Raw genomic sequence first — 15,863 nt, 5'->3', positions numbered from 1 at the left:
GGAGCATTCATGGACATCCCGACCCCGGACACAGAGCCCCTCGAGTTCACGAGCGTGGCCCAGGGCGACGACGGGCCCCTGGAGGCCGTCGCCACAGTGCTGCGCGACCAACCCGCCTTCCTCGACTTCTTCCAGGGCGAGCCGCCGACCGGGCAGCCTGTCGACTGGGACACGGAGGTGGTGACTGTCGTCGCGCTGGGCCAACGGCGCGGGGGAGCCAGGGTCACCATCGAGGAGATCCGGCTCTTCACCCACGGGATCCGCGGGGGGACCGCGGATGTCCACTACCTCGAGGTCGAGGATGAGCTCGGCGGCGCAACGGTCACCTGCCCCTTCCACGCTGTCCGGTCGTCGCGGTTCGGTCACGCGTTCTTCTACCGTGCGGGGAACGCCGACGTCCCGGCCGCCCTGTTCCAGGACTGGCGTGGCCCGATTCGCATGGAGCACGACGGTGTCGGCGTCTACATCCCGCGGGAGGGGGCTCCGGTGTCGCGCTCGGTGGCCGGGTTCTCCGTCGAGGAGGATGGCACGTTCGTCGCCATCCACGACGCCCCCGGGGACGGCCCGGTCCCGGTGGCCGGGCGTTGGCAGCCGACCCCGGATGGCTTGGCGGTCGAGCTTGAGGACGGCCGCGCCTTCACCCTCCAGGTGCTGTCGGTGGACAGCCACGAGTTGCGCGCTCTCAGGGTGGAGAAGTCTCCTACGAGCTGACTCCAGATCGCCAGGGGGATGGGGGCTGTCACCCGGGAATCGTGCACTCGATGGCCGCGTCGTCAAGGTAGGCGTCCCCGGGCCCGATGGGGTCGAGGGTGTCGAACCATGGTCTCGCGGTGGACATCTCAAGCCGGTAGTCGCCGTCGGGCAGGGTGCCCAGTGGCAGGAGCAAGTGCGTGCGTGGCCGGCGAGTTCTGGATGACGGCGCACTTCTGGTCCATGAGGGCGCCGATGAGCGCACGACCCTCCGATCCCACGACCGGGTTCTCGACCCAGCGGGTCAACCGCACCTTTCCTGGTCGGGTGCTGGGAGGTGCGGCCCTCTCTCACCGGCAGGCCGCCGGGCCCTCTGCCCGCCCAGGGTGCGTCCCCGGCTCATGACGTGGCCCATCGCGGCGGCTGGACTACCCGGCGTGGCGATCAGGGTGGTCGGTTGCGCCGTCGGAGGTCGTGGCGATGGTGATCGAAAGGGAGCATCCGGTTGGTGGGACCGTGATGTCGGTGTCAGGGCCGGTGGCGCAGGCGACGCGGCTGAGTCTGCTGCCCCGTGGTCCGGGAGAGTTGTCCATCGGAAGCCAGCTGCTGGACCTGCTCGAGGCTGTGGCAATGGATCGTGGGTGTCAACGGCTCATCCTGGACAGCAGCGCCTTTCTCCACCCTGGATTGCCCTACCTTCAGCAACGGGTACACCGTCCAGCCCCCTCATGAAGGTGATCCCGACGCGGCCGTATGGGTGCAGCAGGACCTTTCCATACCCCGGGACCCAGGATCAGGGCTGCTCGGTCAGGGTGATCGTGGCCTGGAGAGGCGACTCTGCGCGCAGATAGACCACTGGCACCTCGTCGCCGACCTGCGCAGTGGCCAGAAGCCATGCGATCGAGAAGCTTGTGGCGGCGCCGCCGTCGAGCTCGGTGATCACATCGCCGGGTCTGAGGCCAGCCCTCGCGGCCGGTCCGTCGGGGGCGATTGCTTGAACGAACAGGCCGGCCTGGGTTCCGAATCGGTCCGCGGATTCCTGGGTGATCTCGGCGGTCTGCGCACCGATCCATGGGTGGGTCGCGCGGCCGTCGGCCACCATCTGGTCAACGATCCGCTGGGCGATGCTCGCAGGCACGGCGAACCCGATGCCCACGCTGCCGCCTCCGGCCACTCCGTCGACGTTCGGAGCCGTCGCGATCGCGGTGTTGACGCCGACCAGATCCCCCTCACAGGTCACCAGCGGACCTCCGGAGTTCCCGGGGTTGATCGACGCGTCGGTCTGGATCGACCCCACCAACACGGTGGAGCCCCCGGCTGCCTTCGGTGCGGGTACATTCCGACCGACCGCGCTGACGATTCCGCTGGTCACCGTCCCCGAGAGTCCGAGGGGTGCGCCCAGCGCGACGACAGGCTGACCGACGCTGAGGTCCGCGCGTGGCGCGAGGCGGAGCGTTGGCAGGTTGTCGCCTTCGATCTGGAGAACGGCAAGGTCCGTCACCGGGTCGGTTCCGATGAGCTCCGCAGGGTGACGAGCTCCGCTGTCGAGAAGGACCTCGATGGTGCCGGTGTCGGCAGCCGCGGCGATCACGTGGTCGTTGGTGAGGATGAGCCCGTCGGCACTGATGATCGCGCCACTCCCTGAGCCTGCACCGCCCTGGCCTTCGACGAAGACCGTCACCACAGAGGGCAGCGCGGTGGTAGCCACCCGCACGATGTCGCACGCTCTCGAGGTAGGGGAGAGTTGGACCGCCAAGCCCGCTCCGACGGCGCCCCCAGCCACCGCGGCAAGAGCTGCGAGTGCGATGAGTTGCGTCCAGCTGAGCACTGCACGCTGCAGCCACCAGCCTCGCTGGGCTGTCTCCCGTTCGGGTTCGGCAAGGTTCGACACGCTGGTCTTCTTTCGCGAGGTCGTGGTTCAAACGGCCAGATCCGGAGGAGGTGCTGGCGGCGACGATATCAGGCGGATTGGGGCCACAGGGTCGACCGGCGACGCTGATCGCCGAGGCGACTCCGGAGGGTGTGTGATCCGGCGCTGGCGTTCCTGGCATCGCGCCTACGCTTGACGGATGACTCTGGGATACCGCACCACACAGCCCACACGAGACGAGATCGACCAGTCGGAAGGTTTCACCGTTCTCCAGTTCGGCACCAATTGGTGTGGCTACTGCCGAGCGGCTGAGCGGGTGATCGAACCGGTCCTCGCGGCGGCACCTCATGTCCGACGCATCAAGGCGGAGGACGGCAGAGGACGGCCCTTGGGGCGTTCGTACCACGTCAAGCTGTGGCCCACCCTGATCTTTCTGCGGGACGGCCAAGAGGTGGCGCGCGTGGTCAGGCCAGAGAGTCGCCAACCCGTCGAGTCAGCCGTCGACGAACTTACCCGAGGGCGCACTTAGGCCCGCGCCGACGGGTGCGGTGGTCGGGACCGGCTATGTCGACGAGGACGAACCCTGTGGCGACATTGCCCAATGACTGTCCGAAGTCGGCGATGCCGTGCTCGAACCAGTGGGTGGGATGGATGCGCGGCATCAGCCACAGGAGGGCGAACGCGCTCCAGGGGACCCACCGGGCCTCGTTGTAGTTCGGGATCATGGCGTCATCGTTCTCCCGTCGCCCCAGTGCCGAACCACCCGTGACGGGTGAACGCGGCCCGCTCAGGCCGGTTGAGAGGCTTCGTTAAGATCGTCGTGCGTCGTCACCCAGAAGAGCCCGGCGACGAGAAGGCCGAGTACCAACAGCGCCGACGTCAGAACGAAGGGCCAGCTGCGGTCCATGCTGGACAGCCACCCGCTGATCCAGCCGAAGGGGGCGGTGACCAGCATCACGCAGGTGCGCTGGATGGCCATCACCCGGGACCGCTCAGCCTGGTCCACGTGAAGCGCCACCAACGACTCGGCCAGCATGAAGAGGATCCCACCGCCGAAGGCATCCAGGATCAGGCAGACGCCGAGCAGCGCGTAGGTTGAGAGGCTGGCCGCGCCGTCGGGGGAGGGGATCCCCACCAGGAGCGCCTGGCCGGCGAAGTAGACGCCGAATCCGATCAGCGTCGGCGCCTTCAGGTGCTTGGAGTGGGTGAGCAGGGGGATGAGCGTGAAGAAGAACAGCACCGACAGCAGCGACCGCACCATCGGGAAGAACGGCAGCAGCGCGTCGGGAACGCCCAGACGCTGATTGATCACCACCTGCCAGAACGTGGCATTGACCAGCGTGACGGCGCCCACGATCGCGGCGATGCTGAGCGAGAACATCGTGCCCTTGGATCGGAGGATGAGCCCGAGGACGCCCCGATACTCCGACAGGGATGTCCAGATGCTCACGCCGCGCGTCCGCTCCATGCGGACAACTCCCGTCGCGGTCTCCGTCGTGTAGCGGTACAGGAGCCAGATCTTGATAGACATGATGAAGAAGGCGTTGAGGTAGAGGATCCGCACCGCGAGTTCGAGGCCCAGGCCGGAGACTAGGACGGCTGCGATGGGCGCGAACAGGGCGGAGAACTCGGCCGCGACCTTGATGAGCGAGTAGACCTTCGGGATCTCGGCGCGGTCGACGTCCTCAACCAGCAGGCAGTCCCACGAGTTCTGCGTGACCTGCCAGGCGCCGTTGACCACGGATGCGACGAGGAACCACCAGAAGTTCTGCGCGAAGGCCCAGATCAGGCAGGGGATGGCCCAGGCGATGATGTCGAAGACAGCGGTGGTCATCCTTCGGCCGAGCTTGTCGGTGATGACGCCGCTGAGCAGCCCGAAGACCACTTGGGACAACATCGAGATGGTGGCGAGCAGGCCGATCTGCGCGTCGCGCACCCCCAAGGCCAGCATGAACACCGACGCGTACGGCAACACCAGCATCATGGAGAGCCCCCACAGGGGCTCGGTGTAGACCGATGCGCGGCCGTTGCCGCGGAGCCCGAGAAGAGTCACGATCATGGGGTTGCGTCCGCGTAGCACCGCCTCAGTCAACCCGTGCCGACCCGACTTGTCCAACTGCTCAACTCCGGGCCGGACTGACCAGATGCTCGCGGCCCTGCGCGGTTCGGGGCGTGGCGAGATGTCGGGACCTCAGCCTGGTCCTCAGCCGGGTGTGACGCGCTCGCAGTTGAGGGAGCTTCATCGCCGGAGTCAGTCCGGTTGGTCGCCTCCGAGGACCTCGATCGCAACGTGATGGCGCCGATCCCACACCAGGACTGCGTGCACGCCGGACCCGTCGTCGTGGACGTCGGTCAACAACACAGCAGAGCCACGGATGACAGCGACGGCTGCGAAGCCGAGGCCGCCCTTCCCGTCGCCCCGCGCCAGGACGGTGGTCCCGTCCGCGAACCGCAGCCGGACGGCGCCGTCCGAGCCGTAGCGCTCGGCGCCGCGCAGGGGCGTTCCGCGGTTCGACACGCGGCTGAGCGCGGCATACAGATGGCTTGTGAGTGCCGCATGATGCTCCGCCGCAGCCGCATCCAGCGCAGCGTGGAGGTCTTCGTCGAACAGATCGTCGAAGGAGTCACCGGGTCTACGTTCCCGCATGATCCAGTATCACCTCAGTCGGGCCGAGGACGAAAGACACGTGGACGCAGAGTTGGCGCCTGACTACTGCCAGCTCCAACGGGTGCGGCCACGCCTGCAGAGTGGGTGCCTGGTCCACGAAGTCGAGGTTCTCTCCAGTTGTGGGTAGACCGTGTTGAACGAGTCGATCAGCCCACGGGTGTGGTTGACCTTGTCAGCCACACCCGTACTCGGGGCGAGGAAGGGGTTGATGAGGGACATCCGCGGTTGCCCCATGAGGCGACCACCGCAGGCGATGAGTACACACCGCCAGAGGGCGGACGGCTCGACCACGGCGCGACGTGCGATCAACCACGCGACGAGTGCCAGCTGTGCCCCGGGCAGCGGAACCCAGACCAGCGGCGGCACGGCGGGCGTCAGAGGAAGCAGGGCAACCGGCAGCACTAACGTCACTGCGATGGACACGGCGAGGACGGTGGCCCAGACCCCGGGGCGATGGTGCCGCGGGCCACTGACCGGATCGTTCATCAGGCCTCCATGGAAGGCTTCTTGCCGGAACCCGCCTACGCCTCGGCTAGTCTCCCGGGGCCTCATCCGACGGGTGATCCTGGGCGTTGTCGCCACCGATGAGCACCCGTGCGTGATCGAGGGCCGCGCTGACCGCGGCTCCCACCGAGGGTTTTGCTGGGAAGACGTTCTCCTCGCCAATGAGGTCGTTCTCGACGACTGGAAGGCCGAGGTCGGCGAAGCGCGCAAGCAGTCCGTCGAGGTCGCTGCGGTCCCGCACTGGACCGTAGAGCACAGCCCCACCGAGCGGGCCGGGGATCGTGGTCAGTTCGGGAAAGGCGGAGCGCACCACGTCCGCGCCGTGCCGGCGATCAGAAACTCGTAGCGTGTCTTCGGCGCGCCGCCAGGCAGGACCGACATCGTCAGTCCTTCTTGCCCTCGGGGCGGGCCCTGCCGATCATCATGAGGTTCAGGCCCTCCAGGAGTGTCTGGATGCCCAACAGCGTGCCCAACAGCGTGAGTGTCGCGGCACCGAGGTTGAGCAGGACGAAGAACCCGAGTCCCAGGGACACCAGTCCACTGATGATGAGCAGGATGCGGCCCTTCTCGGTGCCGAACGCCCACGCAATCCGGGTCAGGCCACTCACGAAGAATGTCACTCCAGCGCCGAGGGTGAGGGCGACCGCCCCGACCACGGGGTTGCGCAGCACGAACAGCCCGATCACGGTGAGGATGGCGCCACCCAGGACCGCCGACCAGAATCCGCCGGACCTTATTCGGAAGACCGATCCAACCAGAAGGACGACACCGGAGATCAGGGTGGTCCAACCGATGACCCACACGGAGATGGCTGTGGCGAAAACCGCGTTGCCCAACAGGAAGAAGCCTGCCAGGACGAGGACGATGCCGAGGATGACATCCCAGGCCGTCCTCTTCGCCGAAGCTGTCGTGGTCGACGTCATGGGGCTCCCTCTGTTGTGCGTGACACCAGTATCGGGAGGTACATCCGGCGGGAGGTCACCCGCTGCGGGTGAACCGGGAGGAGGAGACAGTGCAACTGATCGGACTGACCGCGTTGCCCTCCGCCCACCTGGCCCGGAAACGCCGCGACCCCCCGTCTGTATCCAGACGGGGGGTCGCGGTTCTCAAGCCCTAGGAGATGCCTACCGGCACCTCACTCAGAGGGGGCGGATGTTCGCAGCTTGGAGGCCCTTCGGGCCGCGCTCGGTCTCGTACTCAACCTTCTGGTTCTCTTCGAGGTTGCGGTGTCCCGCACCAGCGATCGCGCTGAAGTGCGCGAACACATCGGCCGTGCCGTCATCGGGAGCGATGAAGCCGTAGCCCTTGTCGGAGTTGAACCATTTGACGGTGCCAGTGGCCATAACGTCATTCCTTCTTATTTCTGGACCACACTGTGTGGTCGTTCTACGATCTTAGGCCATCGAGCCCAGGATGTCGGCATTCCGGCCCCAGACTGATCTAGGATCGGCCCATGCGGCTCACTCGGTGGCTGGGCCATCCGGCCCGTGTGGTGCCGTCCGTGTACCTCTTGGCCATCGTTCTCGGCACCGGGCTGCTCATGCTTCCGGCCGCCACCACCACCGGGGAGTCGGCGCCTCTCCTGCACGCCTCGTTCACCGCCGTGTCGGCGATCTGCATCACCGGGCTGACCACCGTGGACACCGCCACCTTCTGGAGCCCTTTCGGGCAGTTCATCATCATGGCACTCATCCAGGTGGGTGGCTTCGGCATCGTTACGCTGGCGAGTCTGCTCACGCTGCTCGCCACTGGGCGGATCTCCCTGCAGGGGTCACTGTTGGCCGGTCAGGAACTCCGCACGGGGTTCGGAGGGGTTCTGCGCATCCCGAAGATGATTGCCGCCGTGATGCTGGCGGCAGAGGCCGTCACCGCCGCGGTGCTCACCGTCTCGTTCCGTCCCTACACCGAGAGCTGGGCCTCGGCTGCCTGGCAGGGCGTCTTCCACGCCATCTCGGCGTTCAACAACGCCGGCTTCGCGCTCTACAGCGACAACCTGATGAGTTTCGTGGGGGATCCCGCCATCATCGTGCCGATCTGTGTCGCCGTCGTGGTGGGAGGCCTCGGGTTCCCGGTGCTTCTCGAGGTGGGGCGCCGGGTTTTCCGCCGCGGGAACCGGGCCCTCGGGTGGAGCACCCACACGAGGCTCACCGTGGCGGGCACCGTCTCGCTCCTGCTGCTGGGGGCGCTGGTCTTCGGGATCGCCGAATGGAACAACCCCCGCACCATCGGCTCCATGCCGTTCGACGACCGGGCCCTTGCCGTGCTGGCCGGTGCGGTGTTCCCGCGGACGGCCGGGTTCAACTCCATCGACTACGGCCAGGCGAGCGAGACCACGCTTGGTCTCTACTACCTGCTGATGTTCGTCGGCGGGGGATCGGCCGGCACCGCGGGTGGCATCAAGATCGGCACCATCGGCATCATCCTTGCCACCGTCGTCGCGGAGCTTCGCGGCGAGAACCAGGTGGTGGTCGGTCATCGCGCCATCCCCGCGACCGTGCAGCGCGCGGCCCTCGCCGTCGTCATGCTCGGCGCCGGAGTGGTTGCCCTGGCCACCCTCTTCATCGTCGTCGATGACGAGTTCACGCTGCAGCAGGTCCTCTTCGAGACGATCTCGGCCTTCGGAACGGTTGGAGTGTCCACCGGCATCACCCCGCACCTGCGTCCGGAGTCCCTGATGGTCCTTATGCTGTTGATGTACCTGGGGCGGGTCGGGACGGTATCGGTTGCGGCCGCGCTGGCCCTGCGGACCCACCACCGCCATTACGTCCTCCCAGAGGAGCAGCCAATTGTTGGGTAGATCGGGTGATCGTCGGATCACGGACGACACTGTGCTCGTCGTCGGACTGGGCCTGTTCGGCACGGCCACCGCGAAAGCGCTGGCTGAAATGGGTGTCCCCTTGATCGCGGTCACCGACGATCACACCCAGGCGGTCCGTCACGCCGACGACTTCGCCCACGTCATCGAGATGGACCCCTCCGATCGCGAGGCGCTGCAGCAGATCGGCATCGAGCAGATCCACAAGGCGGTCGTGGGGCTGAGCAAGGTGGAACTGTCCATCATGACGGTCCTTGCGCTCTCCGAGATGGGGGTCCAGGAGATCTGGGCCCGCGCCGCCACCCGCGAGCACGGGGCGATCCTGGAACGCATCGGCGCCCACCACGTCGTGTACTCCGAGGCATCCACCGGACGGCGCGTCGCCCATGCCGTGTCGGGGTACATGATCGACTACTTCGAGTTCGAGGACGGCTTCGCCATCGCCCGCACGCGGGCACCGAGAATGACCTGGGACAAGACGTTGCGCGAAACGCTGGTCCGCACGAACAACAAGGTCACGGTGGTGGGCGCCAAGCGCCCTGGTCAGGACTTCATCTACGCGGTGCCGGAGATGGTGATCGAGGCCGGTGACGAGCTGATCGTCTCCGGGCGGGTCAACCACGTCGACGCCTTCTGCCGGCTCCGCTGATCAGAACCCATTCTCACGGGGATCAGCGGCGTTCCCAGCTCTCGGACTGCCGGGCGATCGCGCTCGCCTGCGCGAGCCGGATCGTCGACGTCGGATCGGCGATTCCGGGATCGGCCCCGCCAGCCTTGGGGAGGTGACCCCCGCTGCCCGTCCGCCACGACAACCACCGGGCGAACCACGAGAGCAGCAGGTTGATCGTGAGGTAGATCACCAGGGTGACGATGAAGAGCGAGAACAGGTAGCGGTTCCCGAAGAAGCTGGCCAGGTTGTTCATGTTGCTGCGGATGATCTCGTTGTAACCGACGATGTAGCCCAGCGACGTGTCCTTGAGGAGCACCACCAGCTGGGCGACGATGATCGGCAGCATCTGCCGGAACGCCTGCGGGAACTCCACGAGGATCTTCGACTGGAACTCGCGCATGCCAAGGCTCAACGCCGCCTCACGCTGTCCGCGGGGCAGGGCCGCGAGCCCGGCGCGCAGCGCCTCGCCGATCAGGGTGCCGTTGTAGATGATGAGGGCGATGACGACGGCCCAGAAGGCGCCCGTCGAGGCCACCAGCAGGATGAACAGCATCATCAGCAGCACCGGCATGCCGCGGAAGAACTCCAGCATCACGGCGGTCGGAATGCGCACCCACGGAAGGACGGAACTGCGCATCAGCGAGAACACCACGCCCAGGGCGACGGCGCCGACCGCCGCGACGCCCGCGGCCCGGAGAGTGCCGACGACGCCGTTGCCGATGAAGTCCCACACCTGCGGATCGACGAAGATGTCCCATCGCGAGGCGTCGAACATCCCTGGCAGCGTGATGCCGCCCGACTGGCGCGGGGCCGCCAGGATGCCGATGATCCAGGCCGCGCCGGCGACGATGGCCACCAGCGACACGATCGACCCGATGAGCGAGGCGCGGCGGGCGCGGGGTCCGGGGGCGTCGAACAGGACGCTGGTGGCACTCATCGCGACACAACCCATCGCTTCTCGAGTTGTACGGCCGCGAAACCGAGCGGAACCGTGATCACGAGGTAGAGCGCCGCCGCCAGCACGAGGATCGGGATGACGATGTTGCCGTTGTCGTTGACGAGTTGGCGAGTCGTCGCGAAGAGCTCGACCACGAAGAAGCCGCCGGCGACGGAGGTGTTCTTCGTCAAGGCGATGTAGACGTTGATCAGGGGGGGAATCGTCATGCGGAACGCCTGCGGCAGGACGACCAGCGACACCGTCTGGCCGAAGCCGAGGCCGATGCTGCGTGCCGCCTCCGCCTGACCGACCGGCACGCCGTTGATCCCCGAGCGGAGGGCCTCGGCCACGAACGGCGAGGTGTAGTAGGTGAGGGCGACGAAGGCCAGCAGAAGGAACGGAATGCGTACCCCCAGCATCGGCAGCACGAACGCGGTGAAGAGGAATACCAGCGTGAGGGGAGTGTTGCGGGCAATCTCGGTCCAGGCTGCCGCGAACCAGCGCAGGACGGGGACTGGCGAGATCCTCATCGCCGTGATCACGGTGCCGAGCACGAGCGCGAGCCCACCCGAGACCACGAGCAGCAGCAGTGTGACCCGAAGTCCCTCCCAGAACTCCGGCATGAGTGACCAGAGCTGCGTCATGGCCTCCCCCTTCGTTGTAGTGCGGTGGACCCGGCTCGGCCCGGCCCGGGGAATCGGGACGGGCCGAGCGCGGAATCAGTAGCGGTCCGGGGTGGGCGGATCGACGAACTCCAGCACCGTGCCGGCCGTCTCGTTCCAGGCCGCCTCGTAGGTGCCGTCGGCGTAGCTCTCCTCGAGCACGTCGTTGATCCACATCCGGAAGTCGGTGTCCTCCAGTGCGAGACCGATGCCGTAGGGCTCGGAGGTGAACGGATCCCCGACCACCTTGAACTCGCCCTCGTTCTGGGCGGCAAGGCCGGCCAGGATCACGTTGTCGGTCGACACCGCCACGACTGTGCCGTTACGCAGCGGCTCGAGGCAGTTGGAGTAGGTGTCGGTGAGCACGGGTTCTGCCCCGATCTCCGCGAGCTTCGCGGCCGGGGTGGAGCCGGTCACCGAGCAGACCGGCTGGCCGACAAGATCGGCATCGCTGGTGATGTCCTCATTGTCGGCGAGGACCAGGATCGACTGTCCGGCCATGAAGTACGGACCGGCGAAGGACACGACCTCCTTGCGCTTGTCGTTGATGGTGTAGGTCGCCACGACGAAGTCCACCTGCCCGTTCTCGATGAACGGCTCGCGGTTGGCCGAGACGGTCTCGACCCACTCGATGTTCTCCTCGGAGATGCCCAGGTGTGACGCTATGATCTTCGCGATCTCGACGTCGAAGCCCTCTGGGACACCGGAGGGGCCCATCAGGCCGAACAGCGGTTGGTCGAACTTGGTGCCGATCGTGATCTTGCCGGCCTTGTTGAGTTCGGCCATCGTGGTGCCCTCCTCGAACGTCACCTCCTCGGGCGCCGCTGACGTGCTCGTCCCGGCAGCTGGGGAGGTGGTCTCGCTGGAGCTGCCGCCGGCGCAGCCCGCAAGCGCGAACGCGCCTGCGGCCGCGAACGCGATCAGGGAGTTTCTCGTCCTTCTCATGCCTCTTCCTTTCCTAGTGTGCGGTCCGCCTAGGTGGCGGCCGTTCGATCTCCGCCCTGGGGCGGGTCTGGTCAGTGATGGAGGATCTTCGACAGGAAGTCCTTCGCCCTATCGCTCCGCGGGTTCGTGAAGAACTCCTCCGGTGTTGCCTCTTCGACGATGGCGCCGTCGGCCATGAAGAGGACCCGATCGGCGGCCTTGCGCGCGAAACCCATCTCGTGCGTGACGACCACCATCGTCATCCCCTCAGCAGCGAGGCCGACCATGACGTCGAGTACCTCGTTGATCATCTCCGGGTCGAGCGCGCTCGTGGGCTCGTCAAGGAGGATGAGCTTCGGGTCCATCGCAAGTGAGCGCGCGATCGCCACCCGCTGTTGCTGACCGCCGGAGAGCTGGCTCGGCATCTTCTTGGCCTGATCGGCGACCCCGACCCGTTCGAGGAGCCGCATCGCCTTGTCGTCGGCGTCCTTCTTGCTCATGCCACGTACCCGGATGGGTCCGAGGGTGACGTTCTCGAGGACCGTCTTGTGTGCGAAGAGATTGAACGACTGGAAGACCATGCCGACGTCGGCGCGCAACCTCGCCAGGTCCTTGCCCTCTTCCGGCAACGGGCTCCCGTCGATGGAGATGGTGCCGGAGTCGATCGTCTCGAGCCGGTTGATGGCCCGGCAGAGCGTCGACTTCCCTGAGCCCGACGGACCGATGACGACGACGACCTCACCGCGATGGACCACCGTGTTGATGTCGCGGAGGACGTGCAGCGCACCGAAGTGCTTGTCGACGTGATCCACCACGACGAGAGGGCCGCCCCGCCCCACGTTCACGTTCGACGTGGGAAGCGCGGATGCGTCCGGTGAGGCCATACCAGCACCATACGAGGCTCCAGAGGGTCCCAACAAGGCATTCGGGCCGATTAACGGACCTGTAACAGGAAGGGAACGCCCGGATCGACCGGGGCCGAAACGGGGGGCGTCAGGCGAGACCCTCCTGCGCCAGCCAGTCCGCGGCGATGTCAGCGGCCGGAAGCTGCTCGGTCACGCTGCGGTCGTTGAGGGCGATGAGCTCGTCGGGGCTCATGGCCGCGCTCACGCCGTCGATGATGGCGGCCGCCTCGGCGGTGACGTCGTCGCTGGCCAACGGCACCAGGTGCGAGGCCAGGAAGAGCCCCTCGTTGTCCTCCAGCGAGACCAGGTCGTTCTGGGCGATGGAGGGGTCCGCTGTGTAGATGATGGCCAGCTGGATGTCGCCGTCCTGGAGCGCCTTGACGGTGAGCGGGCCGCCGCTGTCCTCGATGGGCGTGAAGCCCACCTCCAGGCCGTACTTCTCGGCCAGGCCCAGGGGGCCGTTGGGGCGGGTCTCCGCCTCCGAGTTGGCACCCAGAGTCAGGGGTGTGGTCACGTTGGCGAGATCGGCGATGGTGGCCAGTTCCCATTCCTCGGCAAAGGCGCGGGTCACAACGTAAGAGTCCTGGTCTGTGGCATCGGACTGGGCCAGAACGCGGAGCCCGTCGGGGACAACCGCCTGCAGTTCGGCGAAGACATCCTCGGACAGTCGCGCCGCGGAGTCGGGCGCCCAGTACTGCAGGAGCGGCCCGGTGTACTCCGGGAACAGGTCGATGGTGCCGGCCTCGATCTCCGGAAGGTAGGCCTCCCGCTGCCCGATCCGAAGCTGACGGTCCACCTCGAACCCGCCCCCCTCAAGAGCCTGGGCGTAGATCTCGGCGACGATCTCGTTGGAGTAGTAGTCCTGAGATCCCACAACGATGGGGCCGCTCTGAGACGAGGCGCCGCTTGGAGACGCGGATTCGCTGGCCAGGGGGTCGCTGGCGGCGCAACCCGCCAGGACGAGCGTCGCGGCGAGTGCGAGGGGGATGAACCGGGGGAGTGAGCGAGCCATGGGTGAGTCCTTTGTTGAGGGATCAGTGGGCGGCAGTGGATCGACGGGTGGAAGCACCGGCCGGGTCGGCGATGCGGAGGGACCAGCGTTGGCAAGCGGCCAATGTCAGTTCCAGGATGAGGGCCAGGCCGATCACCACGATGGAGCCGCCCAGCATCTGGGCATAGTCACGGGTCTTCAGACCTGCGAAGAGGTACCGCCCCAGGCCGTGGTTCGAGGTGTAGGCGGCGAGGGTGGCCGTGGCCACCACCTGGAGGGTGGCCGCACGGAGGCCGCCGAGCATCACGGGCAGCGCCAGTGGTGCCTCGACGCGGAGCACCACCTGCGCCGGGCTGAAGCCGATGGCCGACGCGGCCTCAGGGACCGAGGGGTCGACGGCGTGGAACCCCGAGTACACGCCTGCCAGGAGCGACGGCACGGCAAGGACCACGAGGGTGAGGATGGGGGCCTCGAGGCCGATGCCCAACCACAGACCGAACAGTGTGAGGAGGCCCAGGGAGGGAATTGCTCGAGCGGCGCCCGTGACGGCGCCCACGGCGGACGCCCCGCGCCGCGTGTGACCGACGACGACACCAGCGGGGACCGCGGCCAGCGCAGCCAACGCCACCGCAACCCCAGTGATGGCGAGGTGCTCGCCGACCCTCACCGGGATCCCTCCTGCGCCGCGCCAGTTCGCCGCGTCACCCAACCATGCCAGGGCCCCAAGGAAGAGACTCATCGCCGCACCTCCACCACGGCCGGCGGTCTGGCGCCCGAGGCACGGGTCCACGGCGTCAGGGCGTGGCCGGCCAGGATCAGAAGCCCATCAAGCAGGAGGGCGAGCAGCACGGTGAGCACGACGCCGGTGCCCACCTCGGCGACGATGCCGCGCTGAAACCCGTCGGTGAAAAGCGTTCCGAGACTCGGGACGCCGATCAGGGCCCCGATGGTCACCAGGCCGACGGTCGACACGGTCATCACCCGCACCCCGGCCAGGATGACCGGCGTCGACAGTGGAAGGTCCACCCGCCAGAAGACGCTCGACGGGGAGTGGCCCACGGCCACGGCTGCGTCGCGGACCGGCTCGTCGACCGAGCCGAAACCGTCGGCGACGCTGCGCACCAGCAGCGCCACGCCGTAGGCGCTCAGCGCGGTGATCATGGTGGCCGCCGAGCGGAGCGGGGTGCCGAGGATCACTGGAATGACGATGAGCAGGGGAAGGGCCGGCACCGCGTACAGGAGGCTGGCGGCGCCGAGCAGCGGTCCCCCGAGGCGGGGGCGGCGGAAGGCCAGCCTCCCGAGGGGAAGCGCTACGAGGATGCTGATCAGGACGGCCGGCACGGTGAGCAGCAGGTGTCCGATCGACAGCTCGATCACCTGCGTCCAGTTGTTCACCAGCCAGGTCACTCGATGATCCCCACTGCCCGGCCCTCCCCGTCCACCGCGACACTGCGGCCCTGCACCACTTCCACCCGGAGGCTGCGGCTCCCGCGGTCGGCCCCGATGAAGTCCCGGACGAAGTCGTCGGCGGGGGAGAGCATGATCTCGACGGGGGTGCCACGCTGGGCGATCTGGGCCTCCGGCCGCAGCACGACCACCTCGTCGCCCAACCGGAAGGCCTCGTCGACGTCGTGGGTGACGAACACGATGGTCTTGCCCAGCTCGGCTTGAAGGCGGAGCAGTTCGTCCTGCAGCTCCCGCCGCACGATGGGGTCCACCGCCCCGAACGGCTCGTCCATGAGCATGATGTTGGGATCCGAGGCCAGCGCCCTGGCCACGCCAACCCGCTGCTGCTGCCCGCCGGAGAGCTGCGACGGGTAGCGCCCGGCCAGCGCCGGGTCCAGCCCCACGCGCTCCAGCAGCCCGACGGCCCGGGCGCGGGCGTCGCGGCGGGTGGCGCCGGTGAGCATCGGCACGGTGGCCACGTTGTCCGCGACCGTGCGGTGAGGGAGCAGCCCGCCACTTTGGAGGACGTACCCGATGGATCGGCGAAGCCGGACGGGGTCTGCGCTGCGCACGTCCTCGTCGTCGATCAGGACACTGCCCGAGCTGGGCTCCACCATCCGGTTGACCATGCGCATGAGCGTGGTCTTGCCGCTGCCAGAGGAGCCGAGGAGCACGACGCAGCGATGCGAGGGGACCGTCAGCGAGAAGTCCCTGACCGCGACCGTCCCATCCGGGTAGACCTTGGAGACGCCGCGAAACTCGATCACCCCGCCAGCATATG

The 15,863-nt window shown here is 67.4% G+C and carries 21 protein-coding genes; 4 read left to right on the top strand and 17 right to left on the bottom strand.

All coding sequences use genetic code 11. From position 1 onward, the window contains the following. Nucleotides 1–9 precede the first annotated feature (9 nt). On the top strand, nt 10–711 hold the full coding sequence (locus tag ACX1D1_RS09655; RefSeq protein ID WP_459054408.1) for a hypothetical protein: 702 nt from the start codon (nt 10–12) through the stop codon (nt 709–711). A gap of 28 nt (nt 712–739) precedes the next feature. Here ACX1D1_RS09655 and ACX1D1_RS09650 read toward each other — a convergent pair whose 3' ends face one another. Both ACX1D1_RS09650 and ACX1D1_RS09645 read right to left on the bottom strand, forming a co-directional pair. Next, nucleotides 740–886, bottom strand: a complete 147-nt coding sequence (locus ACX1D1_RS09650) for a hypothetical protein (RefSeq protein WP_459054407.1) — start codon at nt 884–886, stop codon at nt 740–742. Nucleotides 887–1,483: 597 nt separating this feature from the next. Continuing rightward, nucleotides 1,484–2,581, bottom strand: coding sequence for a S1C family serine protease (locus tag ACX1D1_RS09645; RefSeq protein WP_459054406.1), 1,098 nt, complete (start codon nt 2,579–2,581; stop codon nt 1,484–1,486). Between the two features lie 178 nt (nt 2,582–2,759). Here ACX1D1_RS09645 and ACX1D1_RS09640 point away from each other — a divergent pair, with 178 nt between their 5' ends. Then, the gene (locus ACX1D1_RS09640; protein WP_459054405.1) at nt 2,760–3,089 is read left to right on the top strand and encodes a thioredoxin family protein; all 330 of its coding nucleotides are present in this window, start codon (nt 2,760–2,762) and stop codon (nt 3,087–3,089) included. Here the strand turns inward: ACX1D1_RS09640 and ACX1D1_RS09635 are convergent. From ACX1D1_RS09635 to ACX1D1_RS09605, 7 genes are all read right to left on the bottom strand, one after another. Next, nucleotides 3,070–3,285: a hypothetical protein gene (locus ACX1D1_RS09635; RefSeq protein WP_459054404.1), complete on the bottom strand. Its 216-nt coding sequence runs from the start codon at nt 3,283–3,285 to the stop codon at nt 3,070–3,072. The genes ACX1D1_RS09640 and ACX1D1_RS09635 overlap by 20 nt on opposite strands. 62 nt (nt 3,286–3,347) lie before the next feature. Beyond that, the gene (locus tag ACX1D1_RS09630) at nt 3,348–4,619 is read right to left on the bottom strand and encodes an MFS transporter (RefSeq protein WP_459054403.1); all 1,272 of its coding nucleotides are present in this window, start codon (nt 4,617–4,619) and stop codon (nt 3,348–3,350) included. Between the two features lie 192 nt (nt 4,620–4,811). Further along, nucleotides 4,812–5,207, bottom strand: a complete 396-nt coding sequence (locus tag ACX1D1_RS09625; RefSeq protein WP_459054402.1) for a hypothetical protein — start codon at nt 5,205–5,207, stop codon at nt 4,812–4,814. A 63-nt stretch (nt 5,208–5,270) separates the two neighbouring features. Further along, nucleotides 5,271–5,714: a hypothetical protein gene (locus ACX1D1_RS09620; RefSeq protein ID WP_459054401.1), complete on the bottom strand. Its 444-nt coding sequence runs from the start codon at nt 5,712–5,714 to the stop codon at nt 5,271–5,273. Nucleotides 5,715–5,760: 46 nt separating this feature from the next. Further along, the gene (locus tag ACX1D1_RS09615) at nt 5,761–6,045 is read right to left on the bottom strand and encodes a DUF8691 family protein (RefSeq protein WP_459054400.1); all 285 of its coding nucleotides are present in this window, start codon (nt 6,043–6,045) and stop codon (nt 5,761–5,763) included. Nucleotides 6,046–6,115: 70 nt separating this feature from the next. Continuing rightward, nucleotides 6,116–6,655, bottom strand: a complete 540-nt coding sequence (locus tag ACX1D1_RS09610) for an HdeD family acid-resistance protein (protein WP_459054399.1) — start codon at nt 6,653–6,655, stop codon at nt 6,116–6,118. Nucleotides 6,656–6,871: 216 nt separating this feature from the next. Continuing rightward, entirely contained in the window at nt 6,872–7,075 is a 204-nt protein-coding gene (locus tag ACX1D1_RS09605) for a cold-shock protein (RefSeq protein WP_182782770.1), read from the bottom strand. A 110-nt stretch (nt 7,076–7,185) separates the two neighbouring features. Between ACX1D1_RS09605 and ACX1D1_RS09600 the strand changes: the two genes are divergently transcribed. After that, a complete protein-coding gene (locus ACX1D1_RS09600) occupies nt 7,186–8,529 on the top strand; it encodes a TrkH family potassium uptake protein (RefSeq protein ID WP_459054398.1) in 1,344 nt (447 codons plus the stop codon). Next, on the top strand, nt 8,522–9,196 hold the full coding sequence (locus ACX1D1_RS09595; RefSeq protein WP_459054397.1) for a potassium channel family protein: 675 nt from the start codon (nt 8,522–8,524) through the stop codon (nt 9,194–9,196). The genes ACX1D1_RS09600 and ACX1D1_RS09595 overlap by 8 nt, the downstream gene beginning before the upstream one ends. Nucleotides 9,197–9,218: 22 nt before the next feature. Here ACX1D1_RS09595 and ACX1D1_RS09590 read toward each other — a convergent pair whose 3' ends face one another. From ACX1D1_RS09590 to ACX1D1_RS09555, 8 genes are all read right to left on the bottom strand, one after another. Then, nucleotides 9,219–10,154 (bottom strand): amino acid ABC transporter permease, encoded by a 936-nt coding sequence (locus ACX1D1_RS09590; protein ID WP_459054395.1) that lies wholly within the window; start codon nt 10,152–10,154, stop codon nt 9,219–9,221. Further along, nucleotides 10,151–10,798: an amino acid ABC transporter permease gene (locus ACX1D1_RS09585; RefSeq protein WP_459054394.1), complete on the bottom strand. Its 648-nt coding sequence runs from the start codon at nt 10,796–10,798 to the stop codon at nt 10,151–10,153. The genes ACX1D1_RS09590 and ACX1D1_RS09585 overlap by 4 nt, the downstream gene beginning before the upstream one ends. 75 nt (nt 10,799–10,873) lie before the next feature. Continuing rightward, nucleotides 10,874–11,761 (bottom strand): glutamate ABC transporter substrate-binding protein, encoded by an 888-nt coding sequence (locus tag ACX1D1_RS09580; RefSeq protein WP_459054393.1) that lies wholly within the window; start codon nt 11,759–11,761, stop codon nt 10,874–10,876. Nucleotides 11,762–11,832: 71 nt separating this feature from the next. Next, entirely contained in the window at nt 11,833–12,624 is a 792-nt protein-coding gene (locus ACX1D1_RS09575) for an amino acid ABC transporter ATP-binding protein (RefSeq protein ID WP_459054392.1), read from the bottom strand. Nucleotides 12,625–12,733: 109 nt separating this feature from the next. Continuing rightward, entirely contained in the window at nt 12,734–13,657 is a 924-nt protein-coding gene (locus tag ACX1D1_RS09570; RefSeq protein WP_459054391.1) for an ABC transporter substrate-binding protein, read from the bottom strand. Nucleotides 13,658–13,679: 22 nt separating this feature from the next. Beyond that, the gene (locus ACX1D1_RS09565) at nt 13,680–14,375 is read right to left on the bottom strand and encodes an ABC transporter permease (protein WP_459054389.1); all 696 of its coding nucleotides are present in this window, start codon (nt 14,373–14,375) and stop codon (nt 13,680–13,682) included. Next, nucleotides 14,372–15,043, bottom strand: a complete 672-nt coding sequence (locus tag ACX1D1_RS09560) for an ABC transporter permease (protein ID WP_459054388.1) — start codon at nt 15,041–15,043, stop codon at nt 14,372–14,374. Before ACX1D1_RS09560 ends, ACX1D1_RS09565 begins: the two co-directional genes overlap by 4 nt. Further along, nucleotides 15,040–15,849 carry an ABC transporter ATP-binding protein gene (locus tag ACX1D1_RS09555; protein WP_459054386.1) on the bottom strand — a complete coding sequence of 270 codons (810 nt, stop codon included), beginning with the start codon at nt 15,847–15,849 and terminating at the stop codon, nt 15,040–15,042. Before ACX1D1_RS09555 ends, ACX1D1_RS09560 begins: the two co-directional genes overlap by 4 nt. Nucleotides 15,850–15,863: the final 14 nt, after the last annotated feature.

Source organism: Tessaracoccus luoxuelianae, assembly GCF_054483915.1.
The sequence above is the reverse complement of the archived record's forward strand: the minus strand, read 5'-3'. Positions and strand labels throughout refer to the sequence as shown.